Source organism: Imperialibacter sp. (assembly GCF_040222385.1).
Lineage (GTDB): Bacteria > Bacteroidota > Bacteroidia > Cytophagales > Cyclobacteriaceae > Imperialibacter.
On record NZ_JAVKDF010000021.1, the window covers coordinates 163,736 to 188,329 of the forward strand.

General features: G+C 49.5%; 22 protein-coding genes. 13 read left to right on the plus strand and 9 right to left on the minus strand.

Translation table 11 applies throughout. The annotated features are described in order from the left end of the window. Positions 1-125 precede the first annotated feature (125 nt). From RIG68_RS06945 to floA, 11 genes are all read left to right on the plus strand, one after another. The gene (locus RIG68_RS06945) at positions 126-1,682 is read left to right on the plus strand and encodes a sensor histidine kinase (protein WP_350120299.1); all 1,557 of its coding nucleotides are present in this window, start codon (positions 126-128) and stop codon (positions 1,680-1,682) included. A gap of 7 nt (positions 1,683-1,689) precedes the next feature. Next, on the plus strand, positions 1,690-2,397 hold the full coding sequence (locus RIG68_RS06950; RefSeq protein WP_350120302.1) for a response regulator transcription factor: 708 nt from the start codon (positions 1,690-1,692) through the stop codon (positions 2,395-2,397). Between the two features lie 412 nt (positions 2,398-2,809). Next, positions 2,810-3,376 (plus strand): hypothetical protein, encoded by a 567-nt coding sequence (locus RIG68_RS06955; RefSeq protein ID WP_350120304.1) that lies wholly within the window; start codon positions 2,810-2,812, stop codon positions 3,374-3,376. A 205-nt stretch (positions 3,377-3,581) separates the two neighbouring features. Further along, positions 3,582-4,577, plus strand: a complete 996-nt coding sequence (locus RIG68_RS06960) for a beta galactosidase jelly roll domain-containing protein (protein ID WP_350120307.1) — start codon at positions 3,582-3,584, stop codon at positions 4,575-4,577. Positions 4,578-4,674: 97 nt separating this feature from the next. Next, positions 4,675-6,213, plus strand: a complete 1,539-nt coding sequence (locus tag RIG68_RS06965) for a serine hydrolase (RefSeq protein ID WP_350120310.1) — start codon at positions 4,675-4,677, stop codon at positions 6,211-6,213. 220 nt (positions 6,214-6,433) lie between these two features. After that, positions 6,434-7,180 (plus strand): NYN domain-containing protein, encoded by a 747-nt coding sequence (locus RIG68_RS06970; RefSeq protein ID WP_350120313.1) that lies wholly within the window; start codon positions 6,434-6,436, stop codon positions 7,178-7,180. A 466-nt stretch (positions 7,181-7,646) separates the two neighbouring features. After that, positions 7,647-9,098: a sulfatase gene (locus tag RIG68_RS06975; protein ID WP_350120316.1), complete on the plus strand. Its 1,452-nt coding sequence runs from the start codon at positions 7,647-7,649 to the stop codon at positions 9,096-9,098. A gap of 82 nt (positions 9,099-9,180) precedes the next feature. Continuing rightward, positions 9,181-9,564 (plus strand): VOC family protein, encoded by a 384-nt coding sequence (locus tag RIG68_RS06980; RefSeq protein WP_350074744.1) that lies wholly within the window; start codon positions 9,181-9,183, stop codon positions 9,562-9,564. Between the two features lie 174 nt (positions 9,565-9,738). After that, positions 9,739-10,992: a hypothetical protein gene (locus RIG68_RS06985; protein ID WP_350120319.1), complete on the plus strand. Its 1,254-nt coding sequence runs from the start codon at positions 9,739-9,741 to the stop codon at positions 10,990-10,992. Between the two features lie 140 nt (positions 10,993-11,132). Next, on the plus strand, positions 11,133-13,412 hold the full coding sequence (gene bglX / locus RIG68_RS06990; protein ID WP_350120322.1) for a beta-glucosidase BglX: 2,280 nt from the start codon (positions 11,133-11,135) through the stop codon (positions 13,410-13,412). Positions 13,413-13,636: 224 nt separating this feature from the next. Then, on the plus strand, positions 13,637-14,581 hold the full coding sequence (gene floA / locus RIG68_RS06995) for a flotillin-like protein FloA (protein WP_350120325.1): 945 nt from the start codon (positions 13,637-13,639) through the stop codon (positions 14,579-14,581). A 98-nt stretch (positions 14,582-14,679) separates the two neighbouring features. Here floA and RIG68_RS07000 read toward each other — a convergent pair whose 3' ends face one another. From RIG68_RS07000 to RIG68_RS07040, 9 genes are all read right to left on the minus strand, one after another. Continuing rightward, the gene (locus RIG68_RS07000) at positions 14,680-15,546 is read right to left on the minus strand and encodes a sugar phosphate isomerase/epimerase family protein (RefSeq protein WP_350120328.1); all 867 of its coding nucleotides are present in this window, start codon (positions 15,544-15,546) and stop codon (positions 14,680-14,682) included. Positions 15,547-15,705: 159 nt separating this feature from the next. Further along, complete coding sequence (locus RIG68_RS07005; protein WP_350120331.1) at positions 15,706-17,400, minus strand: GMC oxidoreductase; 1,695 nt, start codon at positions 17,398-17,400, stop codon at positions 15,706-15,708. A gap of 140 nt (positions 17,401-17,540) precedes the next feature. After that, on the minus strand, positions 17,541-18,086 hold the full coding sequence (locus tag RIG68_RS07010) for a gluconate 2-dehydrogenase subunit 3 family protein (protein WP_350120334.1): 546 nt from the start codon (positions 18,084-18,086) through the stop codon (positions 17,541-17,543). Between the two features lie 256 nt (positions 18,087-18,342). Further along, entirely contained in the window at positions 18,343-19,218 is an 876-nt protein-coding gene (locus tag RIG68_RS07015) for a hypothetical protein (protein WP_350120336.1), read from the minus strand. Positions 19,219-19,291: 73 nt separating this feature from the next. Next, a complete protein-coding gene (locus tag RIG68_RS07020) occupies positions 19,292-19,657 on the minus strand; it encodes a hypothetical protein (RefSeq protein WP_350120339.1) in 366 nt (121 codons plus the stop codon). Positions 19,658-19,761: 104 nt separating this feature from the next. Beyond that, on the minus strand, positions 19,762-20,277 hold the full coding sequence (locus RIG68_RS07025; RefSeq protein ID WP_350120342.1) for a DUF1572 family protein: 516 nt from the start codon (positions 20,275-20,277) through the stop codon (positions 19,762-19,764). Positions 20,278-20,308: 31 nt separating this feature from the next. After that, positions 20,309-20,749 (minus strand): GNAT family N-acetyltransferase, encoded by a 441-nt coding sequence (locus RIG68_RS07030; protein WP_350120345.1) that lies wholly within the window; start codon positions 20,747-20,749, stop codon positions 20,309-20,311. Positions 20,750-20,834: 85 nt separating this feature from the next. After that, on the minus strand, positions 20,835-21,758 hold the full coding sequence (locus tag RIG68_RS07035) for a DMT family transporter (protein WP_350120348.1): 924 nt from the start codon (positions 21,756-21,758) through the stop codon (positions 20,835-20,837). A 348-nt stretch (positions 21,759-22,106) separates the two neighbouring features. Then, positions 22,107-23,402, minus strand: a complete 1,296-nt coding sequence (locus RIG68_RS07040; protein ID WP_350120351.1) for an acetylxylan esterase — start codon at positions 23,400-23,402, stop codon at positions 22,107-22,109. Between the two features lie 191 nt (positions 23,403-23,593). On the opposite strand from RIG68_RS07040, the gene RIG68_RS07045 reads away from it, so the two are divergent. Together RIG68_RS07045 and RIG68_RS07050 are read left to right on the plus strand one after the other, a co-directional pair. Then, positions 23,594-24,295 (plus strand): 2OG-Fe(II) oxygenase, encoded by a 702-nt coding sequence (locus RIG68_RS07045; protein WP_350120354.1) that lies wholly within the window; start codon positions 23,594-23,596, stop codon positions 24,293-24,295. Continuing rightward, a complete protein-coding gene (locus tag RIG68_RS07050) occupies positions 24,292-24,570 on the plus strand; it encodes an Ada metal-binding domain-containing protein (RefSeq protein WP_350120357.1) in 279 nt (92 codons plus the stop codon). Before RIG68_RS07045 ends, RIG68_RS07050 begins: the two co-directional genes overlap by 4 nt. The last annotated feature ends 24 nt before the right edge of the window (positions 24,571-24,594 follow it).

Below are 24,594 nucleotides of genomic sequence, written 5' to 3' on the forward strand. Positions count from 1 at the left end.
TCCAGCGTTTGAACCCTGGGCTAGGATGATCGAAAGGCAATGCCTACTGAGCTCAATCGTAAAAAAATGTCATCATTGTGCTACCTTAGTTCGAAACTTGCGTATCTCCCAATTGACATCGCTCTATGAGGACATCTTTTGCTAAAATATCATTTATCCTGGTGCTGGTCATTGTGCTGCCCATCAGTGTGCTGGTGATATTCGAAGTCCGCAGCCTCAATCAGAGCGTGGCCATGATGCAGGCCATCTACGACAAGCAAATCGACACCTTCCTGTTCTCCATCAATCAATATTCCGACGACGTGGTCAACAGCATGACCACCCGCATTGATGATGCGTGGGCAAGAAAAGGGGCTGGTAAGTTTCCAAAAGAGATTCTTGAAGGTTATCCTGGAGTGTCGGCTATCTTTTTCTTTCCACTGGAAAAAAACCAAAAGCTGGCCTTCTATGCTAAAGACGAAATCCCCCAACAACAACTCATAACCCTGCTTGAAAACCACATTCGGGAAGACTCAGCGCTGGTTAAAAAAATGACTGGCTACCGGTCGGCTGGCTTTCGGAAAATTGAACCGTACAAGGTGCTGGCTGTAGAGGGTGAGCGCTTCAACACCCTGCTGATGGTACTGGGCGAAAACCCCGATACTTACTCACTCTGTGTGATGATCATTCGCCCCTCCGACTTCATCGAAGAGCTGATTGCACCGAAAATGGAGCAGGTGGCGGGCGAGGAGTTTGTGCTGGCGGCATCCAACAAGGTGACCGGCGAGCTTATTTACACCACCGACTCACTAATGAACAACAAGGCACGGTCCAAAACCATCTGGTTGCTGCCTGAGTACGAACTGGAAATCTACATTCCCGGCAACTCCATTGAGATGGTGATGCAGGAACGATCCAACACCAACATGATCATGATAGGCATGGTGTCGCTGGTGCTGCTATTGGGTTTTGCGATGGTTTTCAGGAACATCAGAGCGGAAATGCAGCTGGCACAAACCAAGTCGGACTTTGTCAGCAATGTTTCCCACGAAATCAGAACACCTCTGTCGCTCATCAGCATGTTTGCCGAAACCCTGCTGCTGGGGCGGGTAACGACGGAGACAAGGAAGAAAGAGTACTACGAGATCATTGTAAAGGAAACCGGCAGGCTGACCAATATTGTGAATAAGATCCTGAATTTCTCTCAGATAGAGGCCAATAAAAAGACGTATCACCTGGAGTCGGTTTTGCTCAACGACATTGTGAGAGAGGTGCTGCACACCTATTCGTTTCATTTGGAAAACAAGGGATTTACCTACAAGGTCCACTTCACGGATGACTTACCCAGCATGATGGCGGACACGGAGTCGGTGATGGAAGCCATCATTAACCTGCTCGACAATGCCATCAAATACAGCCCTGACACCAAACACCTGGACATATCTACAGAAAGGATGGATCAATGGGTCGTGGTGGCCGTCAAAGACCAGGGTGTGGGCATTGAAGAAAAAAAGTTAAAACAAATCTTCGACAAGTTTTACCGGGTGACGCAGGGCGATATCTACAACACACAGGGAGCGGGGCTAGGGCTGTCGATAGTGAAACACATCATGGAAGCGCATGGCGGGCAAATTACCGTAGAAAGTGAGCCGGGAAAAGGCAGTACGTTTAAACTGATGTTTCCTATTTTAGTAAAGAAATAACAACACCATGGCCAAGATATTGATAGTAGAAGATGAGCTGCACATGCGAATGGGGTTAAAAGACAACCTCGAATTTGAAGGCTACGCTGTGGAGCTGGCTGAAGATGGCGAAAAAGGCTTGCAGAAGATTCAGCAGGCTTCGTACGACCTGATTGTGCTCGATGCGATGATGCCCAAAATGTCGGGGTTTGATGTATGCCGACAGACAAGGAAGCTTGGCATCAAAACGCCGATCATCTTCCTCACGGCCAAAGGAGAGGAAATCGACAAAGTAGTAGGGCTTGAGATAGGCGCCGACGATTATATGACGAAGCCGTTCAGTCTGAGGGAGCTCATTGCCAGGATAAAGGCCATACTCAGAAGAACCGATGGGCAGGGAGGCTCAGGAGCAACTGGAAATGTGGATACTATTGAGAAAGCCACCATTGGCAGGCTAACTATCGACTTTAAGCACTACCTGGCCCACGAGGAGAGCGAGCAGGTAAAGCTATCGCACAAAGAGTTTGATATCCTGAAGTTTCTTCTGGTCAACAAAAACGACATTGTAAGCCGCTATAAGCTACTGGAAGATGTGTGGGGTTACGAGGCACAGCCCACCACCCGGACCGTCGATAATTTCATACTGAAGCTCCGCCAGAAAGTAGAAAACAACCCTAACGAACCAAAGATTATCCTGACAGTGCACGGCATAGGGTATAAGATGATTATTGATTGAAGAGTAATTCAGTAAGTAGTAAAGGGTAAAAAGTAAGTAAGAGCGTTAGCTCCACTCTTATCGCAAGCGTCAGCTTGTGAGGCTAATTCTTCTGGCGTCCGCCAGGATCAGGATGAGGCTTCACCGCCATCCTTTAGGTATGTCGCCCTTTCAGGGCTAGAACGCACCATGCTTTAAGGTAGGCGTCGGGTCGGCAACGAGCCTCAGTAAGCGCCACAGCCGTCCCGACGACAGCTCCGGTCTTCTGTCTTCCGTCTCCGTTCCTCCGACTCTCCTCCCCCCCTTTTTACATCTCTCAACAACTTTATGACATTTCGTGACACCCCTTGACTGACCTATGACAAACCCGCCCCGGGTTGCCCGTATCTATGTATAACTAATTCAACAACAAGTCAATTAAATTCAGAAACTCATGAAAAGAACTATCATTTTAAGCGCAATGCTCGTAGCAGCTATGAGCACAGCCACATTGGCAGAAGGCAATGGTGACAAGTCATCCAAAGCCGCTCTTATTCCTTCACAAGTTGAGGGCAGGTACAACCTGATTTACGCCGACGCCACTCCCGGCATGGTCAAAGTAAAAATAATGGACGAAGAGGGGCATGTACTCCGAGTGGATCGCATAGACAACAAAAGGGGCTTTAAGCGCCCATACAATATGACAGATCTCGGCCCTGGCACCTACCAGGTAGTGGTGTCCGACAAAGATGGTGAATTTACTCTCATGGCCAGGGTGCAGGAGCTTGAAGAGATGGGCGTTAACCAGCTAGGTGGTAGTAAATACCAGTTGGTGTATAAAGACCCGAAGAGCAATGGTGCCACTATAGGCATATTTGACCAAACCGGTGAGCTGGTTCATAGCGAAAGTATCACTTTCAACAAGGGTTTCAGCAAAGTATTCGACCTTTCAGGCATCAGCTCCAAAGGCTTTACTTTCGAAGTCTCTTCCAGCAACAGCTCCAAGCGGGTATCGATGTAGCATTTTCTAAAAATTTAGTTTAATAGTTGTTTGGAGAAAGTCCCGCTAGTCTCAAGCGGGATTTTTTAAATGACAAAGTTTTACAACAATCCATTGAAAGCCAGGGTCAATTTCTTTGAAAAAAAGAAAAACGCATAGATATTGCTCGTCCTGGGTGAGAAAAATGAACATCTGGTATGTTCGTGAACCGTAAACAGATCACCTGATGCATAGCGCTAGATACATTTCTACTATTTGCCTTCTGCTATTTTCTGCTTCAGTTTTTTCACAAGGAAGAAACATGCAAAAAGTGGTGTCGCTGAGAGGTAGCTGGAAGTTTCATATTGGCGACAATATGGACTGGGCCAAGTCCAGGTACGATGATAGTCAATGGGAAACTATCTATGCGCCGTCAGAATGGGAGTCGGAAGGCTTTAACGGCTATGATGGCTACGCCTGGTATAGAAAGAAATTCGATGGCAGCGAAGTAGCCAAGTTCAACAATATTTACCTCAACCTAGGTTATATCGACGATGTAGATCAGGTATATGTCAATGGCCATCTTGTCGGCTTTTTCGGGAGCTTTCCCCCTCACTTCAGCACCGCCTATAATGCCAAACGGTGGTATTACATTCCATCAGAGTTTTTAAACCTCAAAGGAGACAACGTCATTTCGGTACGGATATTTGACACCATCCATAGTGGCGGCATCGTGGGTGGCGACATAGGCCTTTTTGCGTCCTGGAGTCCACTCGATCAGGGCATGATGCTGGAAGGAGTGTGGAAGTTTGCAGAAGGCTACGAGTCGCAATGGAAGCTGGCTAATTTCAATGATGAAAAGTGGGGTGTAATTATGGTACCTGGCTTCCTGCACACCAAAGGCAAAAAACACTGGGAAAGCACCTTCTACTACCGCAAGCACTTCAGAATGGATGCTAAGCTGAAGGGAAAGCCACTTGTGCTGCTGCTTGGTAAAATCGACGACTTCGATAAAGTATATTTGAATGGAAAGCTGGTTGGCGCAACAAATGACGGCAGGCCATTGGGGCAATCGCATTCATGGGAAACCTACCGGGACTACCCCATCCCACCAGAGTTTATCAACTGGGAAGGCGAGAACGTCATTTCGGTGGAGGTCACTGACATTGGAGGGAACGCTGGCATCTATCAAGGCCCGGTAGGCATCTTCCCGGCGGAGATCATTGATAAGTTTTTGAGATAGCTTAAGCATGAACAGCTAAATCGCACCGATCCCCATATCCATCCTCCTCGAGTCTTAAAACTTTTGCTTAATTTCATAACAACCAATGCTCGTTGCTATGAAATTAAAATACCTCTTCCTGCTCCTCGTCTTCTCATTCTCTGTTGCGAAAGCACAGCCGAAGGTTTCTGACCTTGATAAGTACATCGCCAAAGCACAAAAAGAATGGAACGTACCCGGCATTGCCGTGTCCATTGTGAAGGATGGAAAGGTCGTGCTTTCGAAAGGTTACGGAGTAAAGGAAGCCGGAGGTACCGAAGCGGTAGATAACGAAACACTTTTCGCCATTGCCTCCAATACCAAAGCATTTGTGGCAACGGCCATCGGGCAACTGGTTGCCGAAGGCAAGCTCAATTGGGATGATAAAGTGATTGACCACCTCCCCTACTTTGAATTGTACGACGACTACACCACCCGGCATGCTACAGTAGAAGACCTGCTTTGCCATCGACTTGGCCTCGGCACATTCAGCGGTGACCTGATGTGGTACAAGGCCAATTTATCCGCCGAAGATGTGGTCAAAAAGGTGAAATATGTCCCACAGGCCTATGAGTTCCGCAACGGATACGGCTACTCCAACCTCATGTTCATCGCAGCTGGCGAGGTCATCAGAAGCGCTTCGGGTCTACCATGGGATGAGTATGTAAGGAAGCAAATCATTGCACTATTGGGTATGAGCCGTACCGTAACATCCACCAATGATTTAGATGCCAAAGGCAACTACGCCTCCCCACATAAACCGGATGCCATGGGGAACAACGAACCTATTCCCTGGGTAAACTGGGACAATATGGGCGCAGCCGGTGGCATCATTTCCAGCGCCGACGACATGGCCAAATGGGTAATTATGAACTTAAATGGGGGCAAAATGAATCAGCAAACCATCATAGCCAAAGAGCAACAAAACAGGCTGTGGACTCCGCACAACAACTTCGTTGTTTCAGAGCAGGCCAGAGCAGCCACGCCGGGCAGGCACTTTTCGGGCTATGGCCTTGGCTACGGTGTGAGTGACTATTACGGTCGGCAATTGGTAACTCATAGCGGCGGCTACGACGGCATGTACTCTTACGTGATGATGGTGCCCGATGAAAACCTGGGTGTGGTGGTGCTCACCAACAGCATGAAAGGCATCGCTTCTCCACTGAGCTACTACATCATCAACCAATATATCAAAGAAGAAACAAAGGACTTCTCCGTTGAAGCCCTGGCCCGGAACGACAACAACAAAAGCCATTTTGATGACGTAGCCAAAAGAAGACAAGCCCGGGTGAGCGGCACCAAACCCAGCCTCTCACTTGAAAAATATGCAGGCACCTACTGGGCTGGTATGCACGGCAATGTGGTGGTGGTTAAGCAGGGTGATAAACTCTGGTTTTATATGGAGGACAACCCGGGTTTAACTGCCGACCTGGTGCACTGGCACTACGACACCTGGGAGATCAAATGGCGGGAGCCACAAGCCTGGTTTGACTTCGGGACACTCCAGTTCAAAATCGACAACAACATGAAAGTAACCGGCCTGCACTTTGACGTACCCAATGGCGATATCTTCTTTGACGAGGTAGACTTGGTAAACACTAAAAAAGGAAGCCAGTAAAATGTGCAGAAAGTGTAAAATACCGCCCACCAATCTCTTTTGGTTCTACTTGCTATTAGGCGTATGCCTCGCTTGATCCGCTGATGAACCACCGCCAAGAAAATTTGGTATCTTCCCCCCTGATGCTATACTGTAAGGGCGTAAGAACTATTCATATGCAACAGCGGCAGCTCGCCTTCGGGAATTAGCACCCTTGGCGATTACTAAAAACAAACCCACTATGAAGGACGACAAACTGGCAGTACTCATTGACGCAGACAATGTACCTTATGCGCACATCAAAGAAATGCTCGACGAAATAGCCAAATACGGCAACCCCACTATCAAGCGTATTTATGCCGACTGGACAAAACCCACGGTATCGGGTTGGAAAAATGTCTTGCTGGAGAATGCCATCACTCCCATCCAGCAATACAGCTATACCCAGGGCAAAAATTCGAGTGATAGTGCCCTGATCATCGATGCCATGGATTTGCTTTACTCTCAAAAAGTCAATGGGTTTTGCATCGTGTCCAGCGACAGCGACTTCACTAGGCTCGCCACACGTTTGCGGGAAGCCGGCATGTTCGTCATCGGGATTGGTGAGAAGAAAACGCCCCGGCCATTCATCACGGCTTGCGACAAATTCATTTACATAGAGATATTGAGAAAAGAGCAGGAAGCCGAATCACATGAAAAGCCCAATCAAAAGACTCAAGCAAAAGCTAAACCCTCTTCTGTAAGCAACATTGATAAAGAGTTGATAAAGGTGATCAAAGAAAGTGTTGACGAGATTTCTGACGATGATGGCTGGGCCTTCCTGGGGTCACTGGGAAGTTACTTAATCAAAAAGAAAACAGATTTTGATCCCAGAAATTATGGGTTTTCAAAGCTATCTCCCCTTATCAAAAGCACCAACGCCTTCATCATCGAAGCAAGAGAATCAGGCGAGAAAAACATCAGGCATATTTATTTAAAAAATAAATAACGAGTGCCTCTTAGGTGAAACACAGTAAGCGGAATTACAGTTACCTGGGTACTCTCACAAGCAAGGAGCATACGCTGCCAACAGATAGGCTATTTTGAAAGAGTTTAATGGGCTATTTTGAGGCTTGCTTTAAAAATAGTAATAAGCGGTATATGGTCAATAGCCGAATTCAATTGTCAAACGCAGCCATTGCCCCAAAACACGAACCCCTGCAACTCTGTCGAAAAACCTCAAAGAAACGGTTCAAATACAGTTTCTCTTCGGCTCTCCATTGAAGCCTCAATGAACTCCCGATGAAGCTTCAACGCCCATCGCTGAAGTTTTTGCTGCACTTGTCTGCCGAAACTGTTACCTTTCTATGTATTGATCGGTCAATTTTTCCTTCCTTTTTGGTCTCTTCTTTTTCCAGGAGAAACCACCAGGCTAAAAAGATTGAAAAAGGTCTGCAGCATGACTAACTACGAAAATGAATAAGATAGTTGCCAAATTATTTACCTGGGCCCTCTTTTGTTGCTTTGCCCTGTCGGGGTGCATGCAACAAGCCAGTGACCAGCCCTTCAATGTCCTTCTCATCTGCGTCGACGACCTGCGGCCGGAGCTAAAAAGCTTCGGTGCCTCCTATATTAGCTCGCCCCATATCGACGAGCTGGCCAGGTCGGGCGTATCGTTTCAAAGACATTATGTGAATGCCCCTAGCTGTGGCCCCTCCCGCTATACTTTGCTCACTGGAAAATATGGCCCAGCCGGCAACAATGCACTTTTCCTTCGGGCCGAAAAAATCAAACAAGCCAACGAGGCAGTGGATCCCAGTATGCCTGAATGGTTCAAAACCCACGGCTACACCACCGTGTCGGTGGGGAAAGTATCCCACCACCCGGGTGGCAGGGGCGGCAACGACTGGAACGATTCCACCGTCATTGAAATGCCTCGGGCCTGGAACCAGCACCTGATGCCCGTGGCGGAATGGGAGCACCCCCGTGGGGCCATGCATGGCCTCGCCCATGGAGAAATCCGAGTGAAGTCGGGCGACATGGATGTTTTTCAGTCGGCAGAAGGGGACGATGCCAGCTATCCGGACGCCGCCATTGCCAATGAGGCATTGAAGCAACTGAGGGCACTTTCGGCCGATAACCAAAAGCCCTTCTTTCTGGCCGTGGGCATCATCAAGCCCCACCTGCCCTTTGGTGCCCCAAAGGCCTATTACGATCAGTACGAAGGCGTTGCTTTACCACCCATTGTCCACCCTGAAAAACCAGAAGGACAAACCACCTGGCATGCTTCCGGTGAATTCAATCAGTACAACCTGTGGGGGAAAAACCCCAATGAGGACGCTGCCTTTGCGGAGGAAGTGCGTCGGCACTATGCGGCCTGCGTGAGTTATGCCGATGCGCAAGTGGGTAAAATAATGGATGAACTGAAACGCACTGGTGCCGACAAAAACACCATCGTTGTACTGTGGGGCGACCATGGCTGGCACCTGGGCGAGCATGCCATTTGGGGCAAGCACAGCTTGTTCGAGGAGTCGCTGCGCTCGCCTTTGATCGTCCACTATCCGGGCATGAAAAATACAAATACCTCCACCCAGGCCATAGTCGAAACCCTCGACATCTTCCCCACCTTGTGTGAATTAACGGGCATTAACACTCCTCCATTTGCGCAGGGAGTATCCCTGCAACCCCTGCTCGAAAACCCGGAGAGTGAAGGGCACGATGCAGTGGGTTATTTTAACAGCGCTTCTACCTTAAGAACCAAGACCCATCGGCTCACACTGCACAACGATGGTTTTGTGGAGCTCTATGATCACACACAAGATGAGGGTGAAACTAAAAATATAGCGCATGATCATCCAGCTTTGGTACAAGACTTAGTGAAAGTGCTGGAATCAAAACTGCCGAGGAATGACAACAGTTTACATTGATAAAAATATCGTTTTATGGCCTGAATAAATATTTTGATAACCTCTTCTCGCTTGCTTCGTTGAAAGGCAAAACCATTCTTTTATGAAAATAGAACACATCGCCCTGTGGACAACAAAGCTTGAGGCTCTGAAAGACTTTTACGCTACCTATTTTGGTGCGACGGCCGGAGAAAAATACCACAATCCCACCAAGCAATTCACTTCCTATTTCCTCAGTTTTGACTCAGGTGCCCGGCTCGAGATCATGGCGAGGCCGGAGGTGGAGCAACACCCCGGAGATGCCTACCGAAAAGGTTTGATACACTGGGCCATGAGTGTGGGGTCGAAGGAAAAGGTGGATCAACTCACTGAACAACTGAGAACCGACGGCTTCGAAATCATTGGCGAGCCCCGCACCACTGGCGATGGGTATTACGAAAGTGTGGTAGCCGACCCTGATGGCAATTTGGTAGAAATTACGACGTAAGATGGGCGTGAAGATGCTGCCCTAGTCATTACCAGGTGTGAAGTTACCTGGCCACAACTGGTTTTTCGTCGCCGTGACGGTTGAAAGTCATAGGCCGTAAAATCTTTCTGTTATTTCACATCCTGAATGCATCGCTAAAAGCAACCACTGGTCTTTAGACAAAAAACAGATCGAATGACCAAAACGCTCACAGTTATTACCCTCCTTTTTACCCTCCAACTATCGGCCCAGTCAAAAAAAGATTACCTGAAAGAAAATCGGTTTGACCTAATGACCAACGAGGTCAATTTCCCACAAAGCGACTTCAACATCATTGGCTTTGGTGCTTACCACGGAAGTGCAAAGACAGAAATAGCTGAATTAAGCCTTCTTGAATCACTGACGAGCACCGGAGCTATTAGCTACTACCTGCCTGAAACCGACTTCGCCATTGCGCACTATTTCAACAGCTACCTCACCTCCGGAGACACCGTTTTGCTCAAGGATTTGGTTAGTCATTACGGCGTGCGGGTGCCACAGGACAAAACGGTGGAAACTTACAACAAGTGGAAAGCACTTAAGCAACTCAACGACCAGTTGCCTGCCAAAGACAAGCTAACAGTAGTTGGCGTCGATTTGCTAGTGACCTACAAATACACCTGCAAGCTACTCCTCCACCTCATTGACCGGAAGGCTGTAGAAAGTCCGGCAGTGGATCAGATAGCAGACATGGTTGCGGCTGACACCACCGACTATTCTCCCTACTATGACAGCTACTCGAAAGGAGTTATGAGGGGGTTTGTTTCAGCTTACGAAGCAGACCAGGCTGGTTTTGCCAACAGCATCAGTGATCAATTCATATTTGACCACCTGATCAGCAACCTGAAGGTGACTTTTGAGGTCTTTTCATCGAAGCGGGAGGAAACGATCTACAACAACTATGTCGGACTAAGCACTTTGTATGATTTCGAAAACAAGCCGCAATTCCTCCGTTTTGGATTCTTTCACCTGGAGAAAGAAAGGGAAGACGGCAGTGCTTCCTTTTTCACCATGCTCATCGAAAACGGCATTTACCCAAGGGAAGAAGTCATTTCAGTAATCGGCTACCTTACCAAAAGCCGTGTGCTTTGGGATGTGGTGTATGACGATAACAACAAGTATAAAAGCCACACCACAGAAGGCGGCTTTGGTATTGGCGACTACAAAAAGGAATACTTTTTGGGCATCGATAACCTCAAAAAAACGAAAGTCTCGGACATTACCTTTTTCAGGCTCAACGACACCAACACTCCCTATGCCAACGGAGAGCCCGATTTGATAGAAGTGGTGATGAAGGACGAACCTTCCAATGGAGAAGCGGTAAAAGGAAAATCTACTACCGACTTTGTTGACTATGCTGTGCTGATCTCGCATTCAAAAGCCAGTAGGCCCATTGAGGAAATGAGGTGAATTGCAGCTCCCAATAGCTGATGAAGATCAGTTCTTTAGCTGACATCAGCACAACTCGTTTAGCCTGCTGAAGTGTACCTTGGATCAACCAACAGGCCCATGAAGGGCTTGAATTGAAGTTGTTTCCAAAACACACTCCTATGAGAACGATAATACTCATGGTCATTGTCGCAACGGCGATGGTGGCCTGCAACCAACCTGACAATTCCTCCACCTCTTCGTCAAAACCTTCCAGCGCAGTAGACCAGCGAGTCGACAGCCTGATGGCGCTAATGACCCTGGAAGAGAAAATAGGGCAAATGAACCAGTACAATGGCTTTTGGGACGTAACAGGCCCTGTGCCCGCAGATGGTGACGCCGCCATGAAATACGACAACCTCAGAAAAGGCCTCGTCGGATCTATGCTGAACGTGCGGGGCGTGGCTGAAGTGAGGAAAGTGCAGAAGATTGCGGTGGAAGAAACCCGGCTGGGCATTCCACTCATCATCGGCTTCGACATGATTCACGGCTACAAAACCATGAGCCCCATACCACTGGCTGAGGCTGCGAGCTGGGACTTAGCGGCCATCGAAAAAGCGGCCCATATTGGTGCCGTAGAGGCAGCGGCGGCTGGTATTAACTGGACTTTCGCACCGATGGTGGACGTCGGCAGAGATGCCCGTTGGGGTAGGGTGATGGAGGGCGCTGGTGAAGACCCCTACCTGGGGAGCAAAATAGCGGTGGCACGTGTCAATGGTTTCCAGGGCAATGACCTGGCCGATCCGCTCACGATAGCGGCGTGCGTTAAGCACTTTGCCGGCTACGGTTTTTCAGAAAGCGGCCGTGACTACAACACCGTTGATATTGGCACTTCCACACTTTACAACATGGTGCTGCCACCATTCAAAGCGGCTTCTGATGCGGGCGCACGCACCTTCATGAATGCGTTCAACGTGCTTAACGGCATTCCTGCCACAGGCAACAGCCTGCTCCAGCGTGACATCCTGAAAGGCAAATGGGGCTTCGACGGGTTCATCGTGTCGGACTGGGGCTCGATTGGCGAAATGATTGTTCACGGCTACGCCGCCAATGGCACTGAAGCAGCCAGGCTGGCTGTCACGGCCGGATCCGACATGGACATGGAGTCGTACCTGTATGTTAAAGAATTGAAAGGGTTGGTTGATGCCGGCAAAGTAGATGCGGCACGGATCAACGATGCGGCACGGAGGATATTGAAAGTGAAATTTGAATTGGGACTGTTCGACAATCCTTACCTGTATTGCGATGAGCAAAGAGAAAAAGACCTGACGGGCCACCCCGACCATGTGGCCGGCGTGCTCGACATGGCTAAAAAGTCCATCGTGATGCTCAAAAATGAAAGCAACCTGCTGCCCCTGAAAAAGACTGGTCAAAAAATCGCCGTGATTGGGGCACTGGCAACCGATAAAGACAGCCCTATTGGTAGCTGGAGAGGTGGTGCCGATGCCAACACCGCTGTGTCGGTGCTGGAAGGCCTGCAGCAATATGCCGGCAACCAGTACAACTACAGCAAAGGCGCAGACCTGGTGACCGAGCCAGCCACCTTTCTACTAGAGGTCAAAATCAACGAGACAGACAAAAGTGGATTTCCGGCCGCAGTGCAGGCAGCCAAAACTGCCGACGTGGTGATTATCGTACTAGGCGAAAATGGCTTTCAAACAGGTGAAGGCCGCAGCCGGACAGACATTACCCTGCCTGGCGTACAAACCGAGCTACTGGAAGCGGTTGTAAAAGCAAATAAGAACGTAGTGCTCGTTTCCATGAGCGGCCGCCCTCTCGACCTCAGCAGAGAATCGAAGTTAGTGCCCTCACTTGTACAGGCATGGCACCTGGGCAGCCAAAGCGGCAATGCCATCGCTCAGGTGCTTTATGGCGACTACAACCCCAGCGGAAAATTGCCCATGTCATTCCCCCGCAGCGTAGGACAGATGCCTATTTATTACAACCACAAAAGCACTGGCCGTCCCAACGACGCCGGTAATGGCATCGTATTCTGGTCGCATTATTCCGATGAAGCCAATGATCCGCTTTACCCATTCGGCCATGGTTTGAGCTACACCACCTTTGACTATGCCGATCTCACTGTGACTATGGAGGGAAAAGAGAAAGTAACGGCCAGTGTGAAAGTAACCAACAGTGGCGCTTTGGATGGCGAAGAAGTGGTGCAACTCTATCTCCACGACGTGGCTGCCAGTGTAACACGTCCGGTAAAAGAGTTGAAAGGTTTCGAGAAAATAATGCTCAAGGCTGGCGAAAGCCGTAGTATAAGTTTTACTCTTATGGCAGAAGAATTAGGCTTCTACGACAATGACGGGAACCTGATAGTGGAGCCTGGCGACTTCGAGGTAATGGTAGGCGGAAGCTCGGTAGGTGGGCTGTCTGCAAAGTTCACTGTGAAGTAGCCAACTCCCTCTCTCTATTACCCAGCCGGGATGCCTTCTTGTTCAGTAACAGGCATTCCGGCTTCTTTTTTGGTACTCAACATTTCTTTTAGCTGGTAGGTGCCAAACTATTTAAGGTAGCTGGAAGGACTAGCCAATAAATTATGCCTATCTTTCAGGGTATCATTTATTAAAAAGGCAGTCGGCTAATAGTTGCCACCGCTCAACCCCATCTATCAACTCAAATGCCTGTTCAACTACTTATTACCCTCGGTGTTATCGTTGTAGGCCTCTGGCTACTTCTGTACATTTTCCCGATCAGCTTGTGGATCACTGCACAGTTTTCGGGTGTCAGAGTTAATCTGATGACGCTTGTTTTCATGAGATTCCGGAAGGTGCCGCCGGGGCTTATCGTCAAGTCGATGATATTGGCTGCCAAGGCAGGCATTCCTGATATTTCGGTCGAAATGCTGGAAACACACTACCTGGCCAAAGGCAATCTGGTGGCTGTTATAAAAGCGCTTATCATGGCCGACAAAGCCAACCTCAAACTCGACTTTAAGCAAGCTACTGCCATCGACCTGGCCGGCAGAGACGTGCTGGATGCGGTAAAGGTATCTGTAACGCCCTATATGGTGCTAGTACCGGCCATCACTGCCGTTTCAATGGATGGTATCCAGCTGATTGCCGTGGCCCGTGTGACAGTTCGAAGCAACTTGCAGCAACTTGTGGGTGGCGCTGGCGAAGAAACCATTAAGGCAAGAGTAGCACAGGGAATTATCTCAAGAATTGGTATGGCCACCAGCTATAAGTTCATTCTTGAAAACCCCGAAAGCATATCCAGACAAGTACTGGAAAACGGTCTTGACGCTGGCACAGCCTTCCAAATCCTTTCCATCGACATTGCGGATATTGATATTGGACAAAACATTGGTTCCATGCTGCAAATCGACCAGGCTTCTGCCGACCTGAGCATTGCCAAAGCGAAAGCGGAAGAGCGCAGGGCCATGGCTGTTGCCAACGAGCAGGAAATGATAGCCCGCATACAGGAAGCCCGTGCAAAGGTGATTTTGGCAGAGGCTCAAATTCCGGCAGCCCTTTCAGGAGCGTTTAGAACAGGGAACCTGATCGCTGGAATAGACTTTAAGAAAGACGTCCCTGCAAAGAAGACCACGGCAGCTAAGAAATAGAACGTCAGTAATCGCTGTGGTCTTGAGAGACAGTGATGGGCCAAAAAAAGAGGTGCAACCCGCACCTCTTTCTAAAATCAATTATCTATTTAAAAAGCCTAATACTTCAAGCTCTTCAGATAAGCAATGCTTTGAGGCACCTGCAACATTGGATTGGGGCTCTCGTCTTCAATGAACATGTGCTTGATCCCGATCTTATTAGCTTCTTTGAGTATCCCTACAATATCTACCTCCCCCTGTCCAAGGATGGCGTCATTTTCAGGGCCTGTGCCGCCAGTCAGGTCTTTTGGTGTGCCTTTTTTCAGGTCCTTCACGTGGAGCAGCTTCCAGCGGTCGCCGTATTTCTTCAGCAGCTTCACTGGATCGCCCCCGCCAAAATGCGTCCACATAATGTCCATTTCGAAAGACACATACTCCGGATTGGTATTCTCAATGAGGTAGTTCATCAATGTGCCCTTCCCGTAAGGCTGAAATTCATAGCCATGCACGTGATAGCAGAAAGTAAGCCCATTCTCTTTCAACACCTTACCGGCCTTATTAAAATCCTCGACGGCCTTTTGGGCATTCTCAAGATTGAACTCCCCTCTTTTGTGAGGTATCCAGGCACACATCACAAACTCAGCCCCCAGTGCTTTGGCGTTGTCGGCTACTGCCTGTGGGTCTTTCACCAGCTGATCGTACCCAGTGCCAGTGCCCGGAATGCTAATACCCCTCGCTTCGCACAACTTTCGATACTGCTCGCCTGTCATGCCCTGGGGCGCACCGCCTTCCAGCTCAGTAAACCCAAGCGAAGCAATGGTGTCCAGCGTAGCCTCCACGCCTTTAGGGAAGCTCTTGCGAAACGTGTAAGCCTGCACGCCGAGCGGGGCTGTGTATAAAGGGTCGCCTTTCTTTTGCGCCTGGGCTTGCTGCGGCATTTGCCAGGCAACAAACAGAATAATGAATGCTATAAGGTGTTTTTTCATTTCAAGTGTGCTTTTAGTGTGTTGTAAGTTTTTTTCTAATTGAGATGTGGTGCCACCACCTGCCAGTGCGTACCAGCAATTGAGAATTTATGCGACCTACTCAATCCTTTGGCTCATCCAGCGTAAACAAGTATGGTGTGGGCACCACTACCAGCTTTGCTACAAATTCAGTTTGTTCAGTTCATCTACTGCATGATTGGCAGCTCTGGCCGTCAACATCATAAAGGTAAGCGTAGGGTTTTGCGTACCAGTGGAGGTCATGCAGGCGCCGTCTGTTACAAACACATTCTTGCATTCATGCAGCTGATTCCACTCATTCAGCAGCGAAGTTTTTGGGTCTCTTCCCATGCGCACGCCGCCCACTTCGTGAATATCCGACCCTGGAAGGGAATGGCTGTCATTCACCCTCACGTTGATAAATCCAGCTTTCTCAAACATCTCCTGCTGCTGCTCCAGATAGTCCAGAACCATCTTTTCGTCGTTTTCCTGCCATTCACAAGACACAATGAGCTGTGGAATGCCATATTTATCTTTCATGTCGGTGCTCAGGCGCACATGATTGCTTTCTACAGGCACGGTCTCGCCCATCATCCAGCTGCTGATGTTCCAGTTACCATATTCCCTATCAAGCAGGTTGTCACGTAGCTCATCGCCAATCATGCTGGTGTCGGAGCGCTGGCCTCTGCCACCACCAATGCCGATGGCATAACCACGAAGGAAGTCGGTTTCTTGTTTGAGCACGTTCCTGAACCTCGGGATGTAGGAGTGATCGGGATTCCGTCCGTCGGTACGCTTGTCCTGAAAACCTTCATACTCAGCATTGCCCTTGCCCCGGTAATTGTGCCAGGCAATGTGTGTGCCCATCAGCCCGTTGTCGTTGCCCAGCCCCGTCGGAAACCTCGACGATGTTGAGTTCAGCAGAATAGCATTGCTGTTTAATGTGGAAGCATTCACAAAGATGATACGGGCGTAAAATTCTATAATGTCCTTCGATTCAGCGTCGATCACACGCACACCTGTGGCCTTGGCTTTCGCCTCGTCATAAATAACCGAGTGCACCACGGCATTGGGCCTCATGGTCATGTTGCCTGTTTTCATGGCCCAGGGAATAGTGGAAGCATTGCTGCTGAAGTAGCCACCGTAAATGCAGCCCCTGTTACACATGGTTTGGTTTTGGCACTTGCCTCGACCCTGGTCTATGTGAATTTGCTGAGGATCGGTGAGATGAGCACATCGCCCCTGGATCATCACCCTGTCACTGTAGTTTTTCTTAATGCTTTCCTGAAAGTACTGCTCTATGCAGCTTTGCTCGAAAGCCGGCATTACCTCGCTATCGGGCAGCACGGCCAGGCCATCCCTATTGCCCGAAACACCTGCAAACTTCTCCACGTAGGTATACCATTCCTCCACGTCTTTGTACCTGATGGGCCAGTCCACCGCAAAGCCGTCCCTGGCCGGGCCTTCATAATCGTAATCACTCCAGCGCTGGGTTTGGCGGGCCCATAGCAGCGACTTACCACCGACATGATACCCCCTGAACCAACGGAAAGGCTTTTCCTGGATAAAAGGCTGTTCATCCTCCTTCAGCGCAAATGGCAGCGATGACTCTCTGAGGAAACGTGAATTGCCATAGCCGATTCGCTTCTCGATGGGTACACTATCACGAAATTCGAAGTCCCAGGGAGCTTTGGAAGCTGTGGGATAGTCTTTTATGTGTTTTACGTCACGGCCTCTTTCGAGCACCAGTGTCTTTAGTCCTTTTTCACATAGCTCTTTAGCAGCCCAGCCTCCACTGGCTCCTGAGCCAATCACAATGGCATCGTAGGTACGTTTATCTTTAGAATCTTGTAACATAGCAGTTTGTTAAATCACAAATCTCAAGCATCAAAATTCAATTAAGCACCAAAGGTCAAATTCGAAACGGATTGGTATTGGTGCTTTGCTTTTTGAGATTTATTTGTGTTTTGGTTTTTTGTCTTTTTGGAATTTTAGGATCAAACGCTGGCGCATCCATAGAAATGACCAGGCGCTACCTGATAGTCCCTGTAGTTGGTCATTACTACCTGAGTGGTGGTAAAGCCCCGAACTGTTTGGTCTTTCATAAAGTCGAAAAACGCTTTCTCTTCTTCCACTTCCGAATGAGCCCTTGCCATCAGCAGTTCAACCCGTTGCTGCTGTGTGCAGTCAGCGAACGATTCCCCATAGGTCTCTTCAGCTGACTTTTCGAGCGCTGCCATCTGAAGCCGTAGCTTGTCCTGCTCCTCTTTCTCATAGCATTTTTCGAGAAGCTTCATAAGGAATTTGTCGGTACCAGTCGAGAGCGCCCCTATGGGCTCGGTTGGGCCACCTGGTACTGAAGGAGGGGCACCGGCTGGGATGATGGTATCGGCAATTGAGCTAAAAAGCTCCTCTTCTTTGCGGGTGTAGAACCTCGGGTGGAGGGCGTCCTCCACAATGTGCCACTTCCATTCCACAAGAGAAAGGCCTGCAATGGCACCGCCAGCAGCAAGCAGACCCTTGAGGGTGCTTCGTCTGTTCATAAGTAGGTATCTTAAAGGGAAATATAAATAAACCATACAATTTCAAAAACCGCACAGAAGTGCTACTCAGGCGAGCAAGTTGTCTGCTCCCGGAAAAGACCTAACTCTTCCGGGAACAGCAACAGCATTTTTGAAAAACCATAAATCAACTAAGCTAATCTACCCAGATATCATCTCTTTGAAGAATTTTTGTCCGTCAAATATTCGAAAGGTTGATAGCGAACGACAGAAGGTATGTGTGTTGCGACGGCGCTCTTTATCTGCACTCCCCATGGTCATACGTGCGAAAGTACCGGTAGCCATTCAGGTAGGTCTTCGTTTCTTTGTATTCCAGCTCAAAGTCCGACACCTTTCCGTTGTCGTATTGAAGACGGAGCAGTGGCACGCCAGCACCGTTTGTCGCTACCGTCCAGTTTCCGGCATTGTTGCTATTGCCCGCACTGCTGGCATAGGCCCCACCAGTGTCGATAGACATGCTGCTGCTTTTGTAAAACGTAAAACGGTTGCCACATAGTAGAATCTCCTCGTGATCGCTGTAGCCACCGTAGGAGTCATACCCGGAGCTCGAGTAGGAGTTGAGATAGGTGAGTTTGGCTCCCTGGAGCGTTTGCCGCCACTCTTCAGTGACCGGAGGCTCTTTGGGCTGAGAAAACTGCAGACTTCCGGCAACTTCCTTTGCCAGTTGTCTGTAAAGAGAAGAATAGTTGGGCACGTCAGTAGCAGCTACCACCGTCACGCCCGTCCCAAACGGATTGACCACTGCCGCAATATAGGCTTTGGCCTGTGTTCCCTGGATATTGCCGGAAAACTCTGCTCCTATTCCTTCCGAACCCACTTTTTCAAAGTCTCCTGCTTTCTGTAGACTGATGCCTTCATCTACCAGGCCGGCTTCCGCTTGTGTCTTAAGGTTTTGAATTTGCGACTCCTGATGGGTCATCAGTATGATGAGGCCTGGCTGCGTATCCGAACCCATGAGAAAAACCTCCCCTGACTCTGCGCCTTTCCACCCGTCGGGAATAGTAAACCTGATGCCAAGCGTTGGATAGTCGACCACACCGGTTTGCTGGGCAAAAAGCCCGGAAGTACAAAATATAAAGCTGAACAGAACCGAGAGCAACTTTTGGCGTTCCATACTTCTAAAATAGCTCCCGAGATGCTAAAGTAAAAGTATTCTCACAACGAATCGTGAATGAATCAGTTAGCGCCTACTCCAATGCAGCGGGGAAAGTTGCTTTTCTTTCGACAACCTTTACTATTGCAAAAACTGCGAGATTACTCAACAGGCTCACCATCATGACCTGAAACAGATCTGTTTGATAGTGTTTGTGAATCAGAAAAATCATCGTGGCATAAAAGACAATGAGACCTACCAAAGACTCACCCAACTGAATTTTCTGGTTGCACAGCCAGCAAGGAATGCCAAAAGCCAGTGTCGGAACAACAATAAACCAGAAGAAAACGGCTGAGAAGAGGCTCCAGCCAAGCAAACTTGCAAATGGAACCAGAAAAGCAAAAAGCGCTATAGGCACCAGAATCATCCTCGCTGCCTTTGATCTGAACACGTTCCTCATCGATTTAGCAATTAGGTAGTTAGCTATATCAAGGTACGGCAAATGGCGGCTTTTTCAAAAACTCCGGAGAAAAGGGTCGGCGAGTAAAAGGCTATACTGGTTCACTACCTGGCAAACTTCTCTCTATTAAACTCTTCCGATCTATTTTTGGCAATAGAAAGGCTTGTCCATTTACCGGCTGCCTGCATCCTGGCCAGGTACACGATTTGCCCTATGTGATAAGGATAATGCGCCAGCTGCCTGTTAATAGCTTCCATCGCCGTATGTGCCTCGGCCCGGATGTATACAGTACGATTGAGGTCTTCCTCCTTCAATGCATCCAGCGCTGCGAAAAGGCAGGCCCAGCCCTCTTCCCACCTGGCCAGCATGTCAGCCTTCGTTGCTTTATCCTCTTCGAATTCCGCATCACGCTGCCGCCACTCCTTTTCCCCGTCTTCAGTTAAGAAGTTCGTCCAGCGGGAAAGCATGTTGCCCGACATATGCTTCACCGTAGTAGCAATGCTATTGCTTTCTTCATTGTACCGCCAGTGCAGTGCTTCGTCCGGCACTTGAGCCATGGCCTTGTCGCCCAGGCTTTTGTAGCGAAGGAATTCCTTTCTTACGGAAACTAAGTAGCTCATAATGAGTAAAGTTTAAGTGGCATTGGCCAGGCTAAGCCTTCCAAAAATAATGATAAAACCCCTCTTCCTTCTTAAACCCCGTGGCATCATACAGCCGCTGTGCCGACAGGTTGCTTTCCTGCGTTTCCAGTGTAAGTCCCTTGGCCCCCGTCTCTTTGGCGAAGGTTTGAGCAGCTTTCAATAGCCCTTCGCCTATGCCCATGCGTCGGAATTTGCTGTCTACATACAAATCGTTGAGCAGCCAAAGACGCTCCATCGTGACTGAGCTAAACAACGGATAAAGCTGTGTAAACCCTGCACCTATACCTTCCACATAGGCTATGAAAATAACGCTTTCTCCATTCAGTAATCGTTCTTCCAGGAATTGCCCCGCTGCTTCAAGGGCAGCCTCCTGTCCATACCACTGGCGGTAGCCATCAAAAAGTGGAGTGAGATGCTGAAGGTCGTTCAGTTTCGCTTTTCTTATTTCCATATCGGTGTGTTCTCTTTGTCTCAAAGTAGCAAATTAATCAACCTGAGATTCTTTTCCAGCCGAAGTGACGATTTGGTCTGCTGCCTTAAGTAGCCGCTGGCTTTGAAAGCGCTTTGTATGCCTTCACTTTGTAGCCTTTGTTCACCATAAAAATGCCAACAACTGTTATCACGAACGCCAAAGCAATGAGGGCATTCAGCTTTTCATCCAATATCCACCAGCCAAGCAGCACGGCGACCAAGGGATTGACATAAGCATAGATGGAAGCCAGGCCAACGGGAAGATGTTGTAACACATAGAGGTAACAGACAAAAGCGCCAAGCGACCCAAATACTGTCACATACAAAAGGGCTGACATTCCCTGCCAGTCGACGGTTGAAAACCGGGTGTAGTCGTCGAACACGAAGCTGAGCAGCCAAATGCCAATGCCGCCGAAAAACAATTGGAAACCAGCGTTCATCAGGGGGCTTTCTGGTTTGCCATACCGCCTGATAGTCACACTGCCATACGACCAGCCAATGATGGCCACAAAGGTTAGCAAGATGCCCATTCTATAGTCAGGGTTCACCAGGTCGGCCACATGCTCTCTAAAAACAAGCATCAGTCCTGCTACGCCAAATGCGAGGCCGGCATAAATCAGCGCATTGGGCTTTTCTTCCGCCTTGCTGGCCAGGTTGATCAGCACCACGCACACCGGCATCATGGCGCAAATAAGTGCCGCCAGGCCGCTGGGAATAAACATTTCGGCCCAGCCCACCAGGCCGTTGCCAATGGTGATCATCATCAATCCGATAAATGCGTGCTTCTTTAGGTAAGCAGCATTGATAGTGCCGCCCTTGCCCGACAACCAAACAAACAGCAGTAATCCGCCACCAGCAATGGTTTGCCTGATGGCTGAGAAAGCAAACGCTGGAAATTGTGACACACCCACCCGCATGGCCAGGTAGGTAGTACCCCATACGATGCAGATAAAGGCAAGGGCCAGGTATGCTTTGGTCTGTGTTTTCATTAGTGCGGCTACAGCCTGAAAAAATAAGAGAGCGATTTACGAATAATCGGCAAATAAAAGAGAGAATGCAGATAGGTAATTTCAAGAGCCAGTCGATAATCCGCTACTGCCTCCCTGACAACAAAAAGGCATGAAGTGCAGCTAAGTACCCCGGGATTACATCCCGTTCCTCAAGCTGGTGCAAAAAGCCTTTGCGGTGCAGTGTAGTACCACGGGATTTTATCCCGGGCAAAAGGCTGCTAAGAAAAAGTGATTTCCATCCAGTGTAGTACCCCGGGTTACATCCCTGCCCTCAGGTTACAAACCTGGTGAACGGCGCTACATAGCACAAGCCACTGGGGCGCAGCCTCAATGCACAGGCGCTCCCTTGCCATCCCTTAACACCGGCAGCCACACCTTGTCCCGCTCACTCTTGAAGGGCTCCTGCGAACCATTGCGATCCTGGTGCCCAGAGGTGGGCAGGATCATCACCTGCCTGGGTGTGGTGAGCTGATTGACGCCAGCCAAAATTCCCTCGGGTGGACAAGTTTCGTCAAGCAGACCGATGCCCACCAGCACCGGGCATTTGATATTCGTCACGAAGTTGGCCACATCATAGTAGCGGCTGGCTTCGTGCACTTTTGCCGCATCCTTGCCTTCGGTGCTGCCATACCACTGAGGCCATCCCCCTTTTCTTCCAACCTCCGGGCCCAGCATATCGAAGCCTGCAGGCACCAATGCAATGGCTGCGGTAACAGCAGGGTGGAACCCGGCTGTCATAAGGGTTTGCTGCCCGCCCTGGCTGTCGCCCATCACCACCAGCGTTTCGCCGTTCCAGTCGGGGCGCTCGGTGAGGTATTGAGCCGCCCGGTAGCATGACAAGTACATGCGGAGGAAGTAGCTCGTTTCACGGCTTTCATTGCCAATGGCAGGGTAATTTTTTAGTGGCCCATCCGACTGCTCTTTGTAAAATTCTTTGGGCTCGTCGATGGGCAGGTCATGGGCTTCTATATTCAATGTAAGCCATCCTTCCCTCGCCCGGTTCACTGCCCAACCTTTGTCGAGCGGATACACACCCGCCCACTGCACAATAAGCAGAGCCGGAAACTTCTCTCCCGACGACGGTTTGGCCAGCTGTCCCTGGATCTGGCTGCCGTTGATGTTGTACATCGAAATCTTCCAATAGTCGACATTCTCGATGCCACTCTCTCCTTTTTCAAGCACAGGGTTTGCAGGCACCTTTTTAAGTTCTTTCACCTTTTTCTTCCAGAAACTATCGAAGTCCTTTGGCTTTTCGGCAGACAGGGCAATTTGATCCGGGTTGGCTACAGCACCTCCTACGCTCCTGTTTCCCCAGCCGCCTTTGCCCCAGCTTACTTCCAACAGCATAGTGCCGGGGGCATCGAAGGTATAGCTTACCTGAGGAGTACCTTTGTCAAAGGAGACATCATCATGCTGGATATCGGTCAGACCTCCCTTTTTCAGCACATACCGAACAGAGTCACAATCCTCGGAGCAGGCAAGGTTCCAGGTAACGGTTTCACCAACCTTGTAAACACCGTCAGCCTTATCGGGTGTAACGACAACTTTTTGCGCCAGAGCGGCGCTGGCATACAAAAAGACAAAGCAAGTGAGGCCAATACGAAGCTTCTTGAAAAATGACATAGGACGTGTTTTTCTGTGAAGAAACGGTAAAAACAGAAAGTTTGCAACCTGACTTCTTTGAGACAAACCTTGCAGTTGCGGCTCACCAATGCTGGGCAAAATCGAAGAGCGCAAGAATCGGATTGCCGCATGCACCCGGCCCCGGTAGTTTTGAATCGTAAAAACGAACTAACTTTTTTATCCGATTTCGTATGCCCGTGATGAATTTAGCTGACAATGCCGAAAACCTACAGGCTACCCTGCTTTCGCAGGGATTTGTACACCTCGAAAGTGTGTTGACCCCCGAGCAGTGTGAGGCAATAATGGGATGGTACGCCGATCCAGCCTTGTTCCGAACCACCATCAACATGGCCCGCTACAGGTTTGGAGAAGGCGAGTACAAGTACTTTAGCTATCCGTTGCCTGACCAGCTGCAGTCCCTTCGACAGCAGCTCTACAAAATACTGGTGCCTGCGGCCAACCTGTGGAGCAAGGCGTTGCGGCTCAACCTGACCTTCCCTGACTCGCATGCCGACTTCCTTGCGCTTTGTCACGACAAAGGGCAGCGCCGCCCCACTCCCCTGCTGCTCACTTACGGCGATGGTGGGTACAACACGCTCCACCAGGATTTGTATGGCGATGTGTACTTCCCCTTTCAGCCAGTCTTTTTTCTCAAGCAGCCCGGCTGGGACTATAAGGGAGGTGAATTTATTTTGGTGGAACAAAGGCCCAGGGCGCAATCGAAGGCCGTGTCGCTTATGCCAAAGCAAGGTGACCTAGTCATATTTGCTACCAGCCAGCGACCGGTGATGGGCAGCAAAGGCTACTACAGGGTGCAGATGCGGCACGGGGTGAGCACGGTGCACTCCGGCCACCGCATGACGCTGGGCATTCCCTTGCACGACGCCAAATGATCAGGCATACCGACCTGGGAAGCACCCGCTTTGCCCGGAGCCGACGGCTCAACATCCTCATCCGGGAAGGCAACCTAACCCTGGGTGGCAACGCCCGACTGAAAATCTACGGACGCCTCAACTGCTCCTCCGGTAAGCGCATGAAACCGGAAAACAGGGTGTTCTTTGCGGATGAAACGGAAGCCATCCTTCACGGCTTCCGCCCCTGCGGGCATTGTATGTGGGAGGAGTATCGGAATTGGAAACGACAAAGGATAGCCACCCATTTGCGATAACCACTAGACCTGTTGATAGCCTTT